This is a genomic window from Nocardia sp. NPDC058480 (assembly GCF_042720495.1).
Lineage (GTDB): Bacteria > Actinomycetota > Actinomycetes > Mycobacteriales > Mycobacteriaceae > Nocardia.
Genome location: NZ_JBHXMN010000004.1, coordinates 267942 through 280762 on the forward strand (window position 1 = coordinate 267942; position 12821 = coordinate 280762).

At 67.4% G+C, this 12821-nt stretch carries 14 protein-coding genes; 5 read left to right on the forward strand and 9 right to left on the reverse strand.

The features are described from left to right. Positions 1 to 28 precede the first annotated feature (28 nt). From ACFWO8_RS12910 to ACFWO8_RS12925, 4 genes are read right to left on the reverse strand one after another with little or no spacing between them, the layout of a single operon-like run. Positions 29 to 301 (reverse strand): hypothetical protein, encoded by a 273-nt coding sequence (locus tag ACFWO8_RS12910; RefSeq protein ID WP_378949048.1) that lies wholly within the window; start codon positions 299 to 301, stop codon positions 29 to 31. Continuing rightward, complete coding sequence (locus ACFWO8_RS12915; RefSeq protein ID WP_378949765.1) at positions 298 to 1848, reverse strand: radical SAM protein; 1551 nt, start codon at positions 1846 to 1848, stop codon at positions 298 to 300. Before ACFWO8_RS12915 ends, ACFWO8_RS12910 begins: the two co-directional genes overlap by 4 nt. Before the next feature lie 5 nt (positions 1849 to 1853). Then, entirely contained in the window at positions 1854 to 2252 is a 399-nt protein-coding gene (locus tag ACFWO8_RS12920; RefSeq protein WP_378949051.1) for a hypothetical protein, read from the reverse strand. Continuing rightward, entirely contained in the window at positions 2249 to 3004 is a 756-nt protein-coding gene (locus ACFWO8_RS12925; RefSeq protein ID WP_378949054.1) for a prolipoprotein diacylglyceryl transferase, read from the reverse strand. Before ACFWO8_RS12925 ends, ACFWO8_RS12920 begins: the two co-directional genes overlap by 4 nt. A gap of 232 nt (positions 3005 to 3236) precedes the next feature. Here ACFWO8_RS12925 and ACFWO8_RS12930 point away from each other — a divergent pair, with 232 nt between their 5' ends. Continuing rightward, positions 3237 to 4949, forward strand: a complete 1713-nt coding sequence (locus ACFWO8_RS12930) for a glycoside hydrolase domain-containing protein (RefSeq protein WP_378949057.1) — start codon at positions 3237 to 3239, stop codon at positions 4947 to 4949. A 4-nt stretch (positions 4950 to 4953) separates the two neighbouring features. Here ACFWO8_RS12930 and ACFWO8_RS12935 read toward each other — a convergent pair whose 3' ends face one another. The 3 genes from ACFWO8_RS12935 to ACFWO8_RS12945 form a co-directional block, all read right to left on the reverse strand. Beyond that, complete coding sequence (locus tag ACFWO8_RS12935; RefSeq protein ID WP_378949060.1) at positions 4954 to 5139, reverse strand: hypothetical protein; 186 nt, start codon at positions 5137 to 5139, stop codon at positions 4954 to 4956. Between the two features lie 10 nt (positions 5140 to 5149). Continuing rightward, the gene (locus ACFWO8_RS12940) at positions 5150 to 6139 is read right to left on the reverse strand and encodes a hypothetical protein (RefSeq protein ID WP_378949063.1); all 990 of its coding nucleotides are present in this window, start codon (positions 6137 to 6139) and stop codon (positions 5150 to 5152) included. Positions 6140 to 6611: 472 nt separating this feature from the next. Further along, on the reverse strand, positions 6612 to 7178 hold the full coding sequence (locus ACFWO8_RS12945; RefSeq protein ID WP_378949066.1) for a TetR/AcrR family transcriptional regulator: 567 nt from the start codon (positions 7176 to 7178) through the stop codon (positions 6612 to 6614). 78 nt (positions 7179 to 7256) lie between these two features. On the opposite strand from ACFWO8_RS12945, the gene ACFWO8_RS12950 reads away from it, so the two are divergent. Then, positions 7257 to 8528: an MFS transporter gene (locus ACFWO8_RS12950; protein WP_378949069.1), complete on the forward strand. Its 1272-nt coding sequence runs from the start codon at positions 7257 to 7259 to the stop codon at positions 8526 to 8528. Positions 8529 to 8586: 58 nt separating this feature from the next. Here the strand turns inward: ACFWO8_RS12950 and ACFWO8_RS12955 are convergent, their stop codons facing one another. Continuing rightward, entirely contained in the window at positions 8587 to 9243 is a 657-nt protein-coding gene (locus ACFWO8_RS12955; RefSeq protein ID WP_378949072.1) for a TetR/AcrR family transcriptional regulator, read from the reverse strand. A 100-nt stretch (positions 9244 to 9343) separates the two neighbouring features. Here ACFWO8_RS12955 and ACFWO8_RS12960 point away from each other — a divergent pair, with 100 nt between their 5' ends. Further along, positions 9344 to 9562, forward strand: coding sequence for a DUF5708 family protein (locus ACFWO8_RS12960; RefSeq protein ID WP_378949075.1), 219 nt, complete (start codon positions 9344 to 9346; stop codon positions 9560 to 9562). Positions 9563 to 9943: 381 nt separating this feature from the next. On the opposite strand, the gene ACFWO8_RS12965 is transcribed toward ACFWO8_RS12960, so the two are convergent. Further along, entirely contained in the window at positions 9944 to 10228 is a 285-nt protein-coding gene (locus tag ACFWO8_RS12965; RefSeq protein ID WP_378949078.1) for a hypothetical protein, read from the reverse strand. Between the two features lie 105 nt (positions 10229 to 10333). On the opposite strand from ACFWO8_RS12965, the gene ACFWO8_RS12970 reads away from it, so the two are divergent. Beyond that, on the forward strand, positions 10334 to 11197 hold the full coding sequence (locus ACFWO8_RS12970; RefSeq protein WP_378949082.1) for an alpha/beta fold hydrolase: 864 nt from the start codon (positions 10334 to 10336) through the stop codon (positions 11195 to 11197). 183 nt (positions 11198 to 11380) lie between these two features. Beyond that, positions 11381 to 12802 (forward strand): amidase, encoded by a 1422-nt coding sequence (locus tag ACFWO8_RS12975; RefSeq protein WP_378949085.1) that lies wholly within the window; start codon positions 11381 to 11383, stop codon positions 12800 to 12802. Positions 12803 to 12821: the final 19 nt, after the last annotated feature.

Below are 12821 nucleotides of genomic sequence, written 5' to 3' on the forward strand. Positions count from 1 at the left end.
CTGCGGCAACGACTTCGGCGACACACCGTCACCACAGCGCGGCGACGACCCCGACCACGGCGATCGCCCCGACATACACCAGCACCAGTCGGGTATCGCGCAACCAGCATCGACTGCGCCGCAACCCGGCCCGCCACGCCCGCCAATATCCGACGAACGCGAGCGCACCGAACCCGACCACCGCCCACGGCCCCACCAGCCACGTCAGCAACGCCACGGTCGCGACCACACACAACCTCAACGGGTCGTGTGGCTGCTGCCCGCGCACCGCCTCCTCGTAATAGACCCCGCGCTCGCTCACCGCACCTCCACTGGCAACAACGCCCGGCCTGACGGTGCCGCCGCCGACAACCGCTGCCGCGACAGCGCCGGCCACGCCTGCACCGCACAGAACGGCGCGCACTGATCGGCATCAGCGCGGGTCCCGACGTGCACGCAACACTGGGTGAGCCGTTCCTCGATCATCGTCGACATATCCATGAACGGTTTGACCGTGATCCGCACAACCCGTTCCCCGAGCAGCGTCCGCAACCGTTTGCGCCGACCGGGCAATGCCGACGACGCCAACGTGAGCAGGGTCGACATTCCCAGATCACAGTTCTCGCAGATGTTTCGCCACACCCGCCCGATCTCCGGGTGCGACAGCGACGACTGCTCCGACAGCAATCCCAGCAGCGATTCCTGCACCGCCACCCGCAGTTCGGCGGGCAGCGCCGAGTCCGCGATCCGGTTCGACACCAACCCCAGTTGCTGCTTCAACCTCTCGTGCCCGATCAGCGAGACCAGCGACCGCCATTGCCCGGCGTCGTCACGCAGCAGGTAACCGACCGAGCAGCAGTGCGGATGCGAACACGGCAGCGCGGTGAGATCGCGCCAGGTGATTCGGCCGTCGGTCTGCGGGCCGAGTCGGCGCAGCACACCGGTGTGGGTGAGCCGGTCCATCGGGTCGATCGCTCCCGAACGCCCGGAACCGAATTGCGGTTGGATCGAGACCCCGCCGACGAACGGTGTATCCATCGCCGTGCGCAAGACCGCACCGATCTCGTCGTCGTTCACGCCCAGCGCGACCGTCATCACCAAGGTGGTGAAGACAGCGTTCGACGAAAGCCGATCCAGCGCCTGCTGTTTGCGCACCCGCAGGTCGCCACCACGATGATGGCGTGAGGCCTGCGCCGTTTCCCCGTCGTATTGCAGATACACCTCGACCCGGTCGCGATGCGCACGCAGCAGCGCCAGCAACTCGTCGTCGACGGCGATGCGCAGACCGTTGGTGTTGAGCAGGATCCGGGTGATCGGCCGTGCGGTCAGCTCGGCGAGCAGACGCGCCAACTGCGGATGCAGGGTCGGTTCGCCGCCGCTGAGCATCAGCACATCGAGGCGCCCGTTCTCGCGGGCCAGCCGCTGGTCGACATTGGCCAGCACGTCCTCGACCGACACCACACCGCGCAATGCGGGCGAGGAGTCGGCGAAACAGGTGGGGCAGCGCAGGTTACAGCTGTCGATGATGTCCTCGAGCAGGATGCAGGTGTGCTGCGTCTGCATCTCGGGCAATCCACGCAGGTATGCCGAGGGCACCGGATCGAAATTGCCCGCGGCGTCGGGCAGGTGCGCTTTGGTCGGGGCCGTCCACTCTTCGAGGTAGGCCAGGATCTCGGGGTCCTCGTCGTAGAGGGTCCGCACCATGCCGTGGGTGCGACACCCGCGTTCGAGGAATACCTTCCCGTCCCGTTCGGCCAACCACCCCGACAGTCGCGCGACGTCGGGCAGCGGGGTCTCGGGGTGTTCGTCGTGACAGCGGGGGCAGAACGCCGTGACATAACGCAGGATTCGATCGCCCCGCAACGGCATCCCGGTCATCGCGCCATCCCGAACATGCCCGTGTACAGCTCCGGGTTGATGGCCGTGCACAAACCCGCCGTGCACACCGTGACCAACGACCACCCGATCATCAGCCCCATCCCGAACCCCTTGGGCGCGGGCCGTTTACGCCGGATCAACAGCCAGCCACCCCCGAAGGCCACCGCCGCACCGGCCACCGCGGTGAGCCCGAACAGCACCTTGGTCGCGGTGTCGTCATTGATGGAGGCGACCACCATGAACACGAAGAATCCTGCCATCGCGTTGGCCACGATGAACGCCATCGCGCCCGCCAACGCCATCGCCGCGACCTGACCGCCCTGCCCGGGCGGTTTCCCGCCCTGGTGCGGTGGCGGGGGCGGCATGTTCGGTGGTGGTCCGGGAGGAAAGTTCATGCTACGACCTTTCGTCGAAGTACACCGTCATAGTTTCCGCGCCGGTAGCCGATGCTCCAGCGCACCGCGACCAGGACCAGTCCCGGCAGCAGGAACCATTGCGGGCGCGTCAGATCCAGCCATACCGTGTCGTTGGCGCGGGTGAACTCGACCAGGAACCGGAAGATCGCATAGGCACCGACATAGAGGGTGAACAGCTCTCCCGGCGTGCTGATCCGCTCGCGCAACCACCACAGTGCGCCGAAAGCGGCCAACTGGAACACGATTTCGTAGAGAAAACTCGGATGCATCGCCACACCGGCCACGCACCCGGGGCACTGCGGCACCGTCGCGGGCGCGTGGATCCCCCACGGCAGGCTCGTCGGCCGTCCCGGTGCCTCGGTGAGCAGGCACCCGATGCGCCCCACTGCCATGCCGAGCGCCACCGCGGGTGCGAACAGATCACCGGTCCGTTCCCGATATCCGATGATCTTCTTCGCGATCAACACGCCCACATACGCGCCGAGCAAGCCGCCGAGCACGCTGCGCGCACCGAACATCCAGCTCTCCACGGGATCCAGCGTCTCGGCCAGGCTCGACAACCGCATGCCGATCGCCCCACCGACCAATGCCCCGGTGACCGCGACCAGGGACTCTTCGCGCAGTGCGGCGCGTCGTCGGCATTCGGCCACGAACACCACCGCGGCGACTGCGACACCCAGCGCGACGAAGAACCCGTGCGTCGGAATCCCCCACATCAGCTGCGCCACCATGGCGAAAGGTTAGCGGGCACATGGGCCGCCGTGCGTGAGTGAAACTACTCCCGAATCTGGGTACTACCTTGATCGTTGGTGAACGATGGTGCGGGAGTGAGTGTTTCGTTTAGAATGGTGCACGGTGAGATCCTCACCGCGGTAACGATCCTCGGGTACCAGCGCACATCATCGCGATAGTTCCACCATCTCGGGAATTCCATCGGATACGCAGTCATACAGGGGGTCAATCATGTCTACAGCTGTCGATTTCGCGGCCCGGCTCATCGATCCGCGGGCGATCGCCGCGGCGGGCCATTCGGCGGTCCTCGCCTACATCTCACCGAGCAGACCGGGCGCGAACTTCGGTGCCAAACCGATCACCGCCGACTACGCTCGCGCGCTCACCGCCGCTGGGCTCGACATCGTCTCCATCTGGCAATACGGCAAACCGGGCGACGCGACCCCGTCGGACTGGACCACCGGTTTCGAGGGCGGCCGGCAGATGGCCGAACAGGCGCTGGCCACCCACCTGAGCGTGGGCGCACCGCGACACGCACCGATCTTCTTCGCCGTCGACGAGGACATCTCGCTGTCGCAGTGGAACAGCACGGCCGTCGAGTTCTTCCGCGGCGTCAACGCGGTGCTGGGTACGGCATGGACCGGCATCTACGGGCATGCGCGGGTGTGCGCGTGGGCAGTCGAGGACGGGGTGATCGGTGCGCGAGGGCAATTCAGCTGGGCGTGGCAGACACGTGCTTGGTCGGGCACCGAACGGGAACCGCGCGCCGTGCTCTACCAGCGGGTGATCGACACCCCGAGCAACCCAGGACCTCTGATCGACGGCACCCGCGTCGACGTCAACGACATCCTCGCCCCCGACTTCGGGCAGTGGGCACTCGACCGCTCGGCATCGGTACCGCAGTTCAGCGAGATCGACCGGCTCGGAGCCTCGCATTCCCCGCGCGACGGCGCCCGGGTCACCAACTTCCTGTTGCACACCCAGGAAGGCAACGGCACCGCCGAATCCCTTGCCGCCTACCTGAACAACCCGGCCAACGGAGTGTCCTACCACTACACGCTGCGCGACGCGGTGGTGGTGCGGGTAGTGCCGGAGGAACTGGCGTCGTGGTCGGTGCTCTCGGCGAACCCTTTCACCGTGAATCTGTGCTTCGCCGGCAGTCGGATCGCGTGGTCGCGTGAGCAGTGGCTGGGTATCGACGGTGATCTGCGGATCGCGGCGTTCCACGCCGTGCGCAGCGCGCACCGGCACGGGTACTCGACCGAGGTGATCGGGCCCGATTACCACGTGGCCGACGGCATCTCCGACCATCAGTACGTCACAACGGCTCTCGGCATCGGCTCGCACACCGATGTCGGCCCGAACTTCCCGTGGGATGTGTTCGCGGCCCACGTCGCCTCGTTCGCCGGTGGGACCGGGCAGACCGCGATCGATGTTCGTGCCGGCGCGTCCCCGTGGCTGGGCACACGCCGCACAGACGGCGAACTCACCGCGCCGGACGGGGTAGGACGTTTCGCCGAATTCGAACACGGCTACGTCTACTGGCATCCGGCCACCGATGCCCACGCCATCCCGACGGCGGTCATGGCCAAGTATGCCGAGCTGGGGCGGGAAACAGGCCCCTTGGGCTACCCGACCGCCGAGCACACCGAACTGTCCGATCCACGAGGGTCCGGCCCCGGGCTGGCGCAAGCCTTTCAAGGCGGCACCGTCTACCGGCGCGCCACACAACCGGCGCACTGGGTGCACGGTGCGATCGGTGCGCGTTGGGCGGCGGCCGGGTACGAGAACGGCGAGCTCGGCTGGCCTGTCTCCGACGAGACCGCCCACGACGACGGCATCTATCAGGCGTTCGAATTCGGCCGGATCTACTGGGTGCCCGAACAGATCGTCGCGCTGCGCCATTCCGGCGACCCCGACACCCCGTTGGCTCGGCCCGCCTGAGGGGTCAGGCCAGCAGGATCGCGAGGGTGGTGGCACCGGCGCTCAGTACCAGCGCCGCCACCACCAGGATCGCGATCAGCCGCGTCCGTGACGTCGGGCCGGTGTAGGTTTCTTCGGCGTTCAGCATGTCGTCGATGTCGATGGCGGCGAACTCACGGGTCGATTCGAGAGGGCCGGGCTGCTCGGTCATGTGCGTGACGCTAGTCCAGGTCACTACTCACCGCCGCCGATACCCCACTCATGGTCGCGGGCACCGGGGTGCGGGTGGCAGCGAGGAGTTCGTCGAGCTGAGCTTCGGCGCGTTCGGCACGGGCCAGCGTTTGCTTGCGGGCATCGTCGAGCGCAGCCCATCGTTCGGCGGCTTCGCTACGGACCCGCGCCAGCGCGGCCGCCGATTCGTCGCGGCGTTGCTGGGTTTCGACGGTGGTGGTGCGGCGCAACTCCGCGAGTTCGGTACGGGTGCGGTCGAGTTCGCCGCGCGCGGCATCGAGTTCGGTGCGGGCCCGGCGCCACTCCTCGCGTGCTTCGGCGGCGGCTTCTACGCGTTCGGCGCTGGCTTGCTCGGCACGTTCGGTGGCACGGTCGGCGTCGGCGGCCCGCTGGATCGCCAGGTCGCGTTCGGCGTTCGCGGCCGCGATCCGGGCATCGGCGTCTCGGCGCTGGTGCGCGATCTCGGTATCGGCACGCTGCTCGGCGCGTGTCACGGAGTCGTCGGCTTCTTGTTTCGCTGTGTCGATGTCGTCGGCTGCTTGTCGTTGCGCCGCACGCACTTGCGCCTCGGCGTCGCTGCGCGCCGCGAACACGTCCTCGGCTGCCTGCCTGGTGAGCGCGTCCACCGAGGCCACGACTTCATCCCTGGCCGCGAGTGCCTCACCCACGGCCTGCTCAGCCTGTTCCGCGGCAGCCACCGCCTCCTCGGCCACCGACTCCGCCAGTGCGCGTGCCTCTTCGGCCTCGCGCCGCGCTTGTTGGGCCGCCACCGTTGCCATCTCGGCCTCGGCGATCCGTCGCGCCGCGTCGGCCTGCGCAGCCTGGACCTGCGCCTCGGCCACTGACGGATCCCCGATCGTTTGCAGCTCGGCCACCGCGGCGTTCAACGTGGTTCCCAGCTGCTCGGCCAGCCCTCGAAACTGCCCGAGTAACTCATCGGCCCGCAACCGAGCCACCGTCACCGGCCCCTGAGCCGTCACAGTGACAGTAGCCGTCGCACCCTCGGACTCCTGTTGCTGCCGTTGCCTTTCCCGCCACGCCCGCCACCGCGTGTGGTCCGGGTGATCGCAGTACTCGGAAGGACGACCCGGGCCGCCGGCGCGGGTAATGGGGCGGGCGCAGCCCGGGTAGTTGCAGATGCTCGGCACGGGAGAATCGTAGCGTTTGTTTCGTCCTTTCCATACGTATTACACGAAACGAAACTCATGCCACCTCTTGGAGACTCGAATCCCGCCCATTCGAACCTGACCGCCGATAAGTGAACATTATCGGCGGTCAGGATTCGTGCCAGGTTCGAATGACCTCACACGATTTACGTTTACGTTTGGTCGCACACAACGCAACGTAATAGACACGGAATTGGGGACCGCCGTACGGATCGGTGACATCCGATCGGCCGAGAAGGACTACGGGCCAAGGTAATGCCCGGAGCATCGGACGGAGCGCGCCTGCTCAACGAGCACGCAGACCCTCGAGTGCGATCTCGATGTACCGCCGCCAATCGCCCGCGGCGTTGCGGATGACAGCCGCCAGGCCACAGATGACCATGTCGATGTCCCCGGTCGTCACGTCCTGTCCGACTGCGCCGTGCACCCGCGCCCGATCGATCAACTCCTCCATGCTGGCGAGCAGTGCCGCATGCGTCTGTCCCCGCGGTTCGTTCGAGCCCATGGCCTTTTCGATCACCTCGGACATGCCGCGATCTTCTGCCAGCACCTCGCCCACGTGATGCAGGAATCCGGCCAAACCGGCTCGACCGGAATCGTCCGCTTCGACGAAATGACGTGCGGTGCCGGCGATCTCGACAGTGCGCTGCTCTGCGATGGCCTCGATCAGCGCTTCCCGGGTCGGGAACTTGCGATACAGCGTCCCGACGCCGACGCCCGCCGCGCGCGCGACCTCCGACATCTGCACGTCGTAGCCGGACGCGGCGAACATCGTGCGAGCCGCCTCGAGGACGCGGTCTCGATTGCGCTCGGCGTCGGCACGGGTCTTGCGGCGGATCTGCGGGGTTGACATCCCAAAGGTTCCTCTGGCTAGACTTCAATCCGGAATTCGGATTCCACATTCCGCATTATGCCACGAGAGGTCGGCGCCATGTCGAAGCAACGTTCCATCCTGTTCTCACCGAATCCGGGGCGACCGACGGGCCGTTCGGCGCAAGCGCTCCTGGTGTGGGGGTTGCTGGTGGTGGCGGCGAACCTACGGCCGAGCTTGACCGGGGTCGGTCCGTTACTCGGTCGCGTTCAGGCCGACCTCGATTTGGCTCCGGCCGTGGCTGGGCTGTTGAGCTCACTGCCCTTGTTGGCGTTCGCGGTGATATCTCCGCTGGTTCCGCGACTTGCGGCGCGGTGGGGGCCGGAGCGGCTCCTCTGGGGTGCGCTGGTGGTGCTCACGCTGGGGATCGCGGTTCGATGGTTTCCGGCTACCGGCAGCCTATTCGCGGGGACCGTCCTGATCGGGGCGGGAATCGCGGTCGGCAATGTCCTGCTGCCAAGCTTGATCAAGCGCGATTTCCCGACCCGCGTGGGGCTACTGACCAGTGCATACGCCACGGTGATGGGGGCTGTGGCAGCGGTGGCTTCCGGCGTCGCGGTGCCGATCAGCCAGGTCGCCTCTGGCGGATGGTCCACCGCACTGGGTTGCTGGATCGTGCTCGCCCTGGCGGCTGTCGTGCTGTGGCTCCCGCAGGTACGGACGTCGCGGGCGACTCAGGTGCCGGTCCGCAGCCACCGGTTGCCGTGGGGATCGGCGCTGGCGTGGGCGGTCACCGCGTTCATGGGATTGCAGTCGCTGAGCTTCTATGTCGTCGTCACCTGGCTGCCTCAGGTCTTCCAGGACAGTGGATTCAGTGCGGCCGCGGCGGGATGGCTGTTGTTCACGTTCCAGGCGGTCGCGGTGGTGACCAGCCTGGCGGTACCCGCCGCGTTGCGATGGGCACGTGACCAGCGCGCGGTGGCGGCGGGGAGCTCGGCAGTCATGCTCATTGGTTACGTCGGGCTACTGGCTACGCCGGGATGGGCACTGCTGTGGAGTGTTGTACTCGGACTGGGCGGCGGAGCGTGCCTGGTGCTCGCGTTGGCCTTCCTCGGCCTGCGCGCCGCGGATGCGACTGCGGCGGGCGCGTTGTCGGCGATGGCGCAGTCGATCGGCTACCTGCTGGCCGCCGTAGGACCTGTGGTTTTCTGGCTGCTGCACACCGTCAGTTCCGGCTGGCACGCACCGATCATTCTGATGTGCGTCGCCGCGACCTGCCAAGTGATCGTCGCCGTGGCCGCTGGCCGGGGTACGGTGCCATCTGCCGACGACCGGCTACCGGACCAGGTCGTCTCGGCCGCGCCGGATCGCGCCCCTTCGACCGACCATTGATTGGCCATTGGTCCAGGTCAGCATAGGGTTGCTCCCGAATACGTCTCCATCGCATGGCTTAATACGCTCGGTGTTGCGCATGCGACGGCGCGCGGTGGTTTGCCCGCCTGGGGTGGACGGCCAGGTGCGCGTCGAGGGTTGCGATAGCGGTGTCGGCGGGCAGGCCTGCCGGGTCGGTCAGCATGCGCACCGACAACCCCTCGACCAGCGCGGACAGGAGGCGCGCCTCGAGTGCGGGATCAACCTCCGGCGCGTATTCGCCGGATTCGACACCGGATTCGATCGCCCCGATCAATTGCGCCTGGGTGCGCCGCTGATAGGCCGACTCGATCGCGGCGAGTGCCTCGGTCACGACGGCGCGCGCGAGGAACGCGATCCATACCTTCACCAACCGCGCCCGCACCGCGTCGACCGGAAGCCAATCCACCAGAACTTCCCGCAGTGCCGTTGCCACGCCGTGCTCGTAGCTCACCTGCGCCGTGCGGTCGTCGAGCAGCTGTTCAACGTGCCTGAACGCGGCGATCAGCAATTCGTCCTTGGTACGGAAGTAGTACTGCACCTTCGCTGGGGACACCCCGACTTGCGCGGCGACCTCACGCACGCTCACCGCCTCCATTCCCCGGGTCGCCGCGAGTTCGAGGACGCCGTCCAACAGCTCCGCACGCCGCAGCGCGTGCGCACTGTCCGCCGCTATCGCACTGATGAACTCGGCCATGGACTGACCTCCAGCTAGGGAAACTATTGCGTCGATGATCGGTGGCGTCGCCGGGTGACCTATCGACTTACCAACCCATACGACTGTACAGTACGATCGTATGAACTACTGGGAGAGGTCCGAGATGAATTCAGGAACAAGGGCCGTGATCATGGGCGGCATAACCCTCGTTATCGGTTTCGTGCTGTGGCGATTCACCGGCGGTATAGAGACACCGGTCGTCACGCTGACCAAGCTGGGCATCGTATTGATGGCCTTGGGTGGACTCGAGGTCGTCTACGGACTCATCAAATCCGTCGGCGGCAAATCCGTCAGGTAGCTCCGGATCTGTGTCCGGCACGGGCCGAGGACCCGTGCGTTGAGCAGGGATCGGACCAGAGGTGAGTTGTGGCCGGCCTCGTCGGCGACCACCTTGGACACTGCGTTGAGCGCGTCACGCAGGCCGCTCAGGGCAGTGACGAGGTTGCCGCACAGGCCGCTGAATGGGTCGCCGCAGCGTCGCGAAATCCGGCGCCATCGGGCCCAACGAAGGGAGCCGACCGATCGGGCCTCGGGCGGGAGCCAGCGCGCGAGTCCGATGACCTCCGCTGCGACCTCGATGATCGACCGCCCGTCGGTCGCGACTCGGCGGACCCGGGGCCGTCCAGGGCGCGGTCGAGGTCGCCGATCTCCAACTGCCTGTCTGCCCAGCGCGACGATATTACTCGCGGCGAGGGCGAAGCGCTGCGAAGAGACCGAGCACGGAGACGACCATCAGCCACACCGTTGCTCCGCAGCCCGCGGTGCCGACCGTTCCCCACAGCATGATGAACGGCCCGTATTCCGCCACGCGGGCCCAGTATCCGCAGGGACCCACATCTTGCGGGATGGTCGCGCATTCGGGGTGGCCGATGGCCGCGAAGGCCAGGGTCGCGAGCATCGGAATCGCGACGGCCACGCCGAGTACGACCGCCAGCCATCTGATGGCGCGGGAGAGGACTGCCATGCGGTCAGACCCTAATGCGCGGCCGGAGGCGATTTCCACGCCGATGAATTTCGGGTGATTCCGTCGTCTATATCGGTGCATATACCGACAGACAGGAGTCTCGGCATGACGAAACCGATTCGATGTGGCATGACCGCGGTACGGGCGAACGGCGTGGATCTCGGCATCGAGAGCTTCGGTCGCGAGGACGATCCCCTGGTCCTGCTGGTCGGCGGCCCAACGATGTTGTCCTGGCCCGACGCGCTGTGCGAGCGGCTCGCGTCGGACGGGCGGCGCGTGGTCCGCTACGACCTACGTGACTCCGGTGCGTCGACGACCCTCGACCCGGAGAATCCCGCGTACGACCTGCGCGATCTCGTCGCCGACGCGGCCGCGCTGGTCGGGGTGCTCGGTGCGGAGACCGCCCATCTCGGTGGGGTCGGTGTCGGCGGAATGGTCGCCCAGGTCGCCGCGCTGGACCACCCGGATGTGTTCGCCGCACTGACCCTTGTCGGCACCCGGGCGGTGGCGCCGGGCGCGGTCGACGAGGACCTGCCAGACCATGACCGCGCGGTCATGGGCGCGGTGTTCTCCCGCTCGAAGCCGACCTGGACCGACCGGGATGCCGTCGCTGCGTTCGCCGCCGAGGGCGCCGAGCCGCTGGGCAACGATCCTGAGCAGGCACGAGCGACGGCGGCTCGAATCTGGGACAGGACGCGGTCGAGCGATCCCGTGGTGCACCAGGCGAACCAGCTCGGGATGGTGTTCTCCCGGATCGACTGCGCCCCGCGATGGCGAGAGCGCCTCGGTGAGCTCGACGTGCCCACGCTGGTTGTGCACGGTCGTGCCGACCCGTTCTTCCCGGTCGGCAACGGCGAGGTCCTCGCCGCCGAGATCTCCGCGGCGCGACTGCTCGTCCTCGACGACATGGGCACCTCGTTGCGGGCCGCCGCGGCCGACCAGGTCGCTGCGGCAATGCTCACCCTCTGACTTGCTCGGCTGGACGTGCGGCAGCAGCCGGATAGACCTACCTTGTGGCGAGGGCTTCAGGATCAGCCACGTTGTGAGGCCTGCTCCAACATTCCCGGCGAGTGGTGTACTCACCCACGGCCCGCGAGCTACTACTTGACAGAATACGTAATACTGTAACGCATGATGCTCCGCCCAGACGGCATGACGATCACTGATGAGTCCGCGATCGGCCTGGCCGCGTCGATCCGCGCACGCGAGGTAACCGTCCGTGCGGTGATCGACGCCCACATCGCCGTCCTGGAACGCTTCGCGCCTGCCACGAACGCCGTGGTCGTCGACTGCTACGACACCGCGCGACAGCAGGCCGACGCCGCCGATGCCCACCTCGCGACCGGACCGGCGGAACTGCCGCCGCTGTTCGGCGTACCGATCACCGTCAAGGAATCCCTGGCCGTGGCCGACTTGCCCAACACGGCGGGTGTCGTGGCACGAAAGCACCGACGTCCCGCCACCAATGCCACTGTGGTGCAACGAGTTCTGGACGCGGGCGCGATCGTGCTCGGGCTGACGAACACCTCCGAGGGGTGCATGTGGATCGAGTCGACCAACCGGGTCTACGGGCGAACCAGCAATGCGCACGACCGAACACGCACAGCGGGCGGGTCCTCCGGCGGTGAAGGTGCCGCCGTCGGCAGTGGCGGCTCCCCACTCGGATTGGCCACCGACACCCTGGGCTCGATCCGCATCCCGGCCTTCTGCAACGGAGTGTTCGGTCACCGTCCCTCGACCGGCCTGCTCCCGACCACCGGCGCCTGGCCGCCGCCCTACGGGGTCGCCGCCTTGTGTTCCAACGGGGTCATCGCCCGCCGCGCAGCCGATCTCATGCCACTGCTGCAGATCATGGCCGGGCCCGACGGGACCGATCCACTGACACAGGAAGTCACCCTCGGCGATCCGGCGACGACCTCGCTCCGCGGTGTTCGCGTGGTGCTGCTCGACAAAACGTTCGCCCCCGGTGTCGGCCGCGAAGTGCTGGCAGCACGCGACCGGGCCGCCACCGCGCTCACCGAGGCCGGCGCGGAGATCACCCGCGTGCCGATGCGTTCACTGCGGATGATCGGGCTGTTCGCCACGATCGTGCTGGCCGAGGAAACCGGGATCAGCTTCGCCGAGATCATGCGCAACGAAGGCGCCGAGATCCTCACGGTAAACGAACTCACCGCCACCCGAGGGGACCACACACCCGCCACCCGGCTCCTCGCGCTCGGCGAACTGTTCGCAGCACGACTACCCGCCCCGGCGGCCCGGCGCATCACCGCCGCCGCACACAACGCTGCCACCGAGATCACCGAAACCATCGGCGACGGATTGCTCCTGCACCCCACCCTGACCACGGTCGCACCCCGCCACGGTCGCACCACCGGGCGTCTGTGGCGCACGAACACGGTCGCACCGTTCAGCCTCGCAGGACTACCGGTCACCCAGGTTCCCCTCGGCCGCGGCACCCATGGTCTGCCACTAGGGGTGCAGGTGGTCGCAGGCCCGAACCGTGATCACCTCTCGATCGCCGCGGCCCTCACACTCGAGAAGGCATTCGGCGGTTGGGTCAGGCCACGCCACTAGCATCGGGCTGCGCGACCAG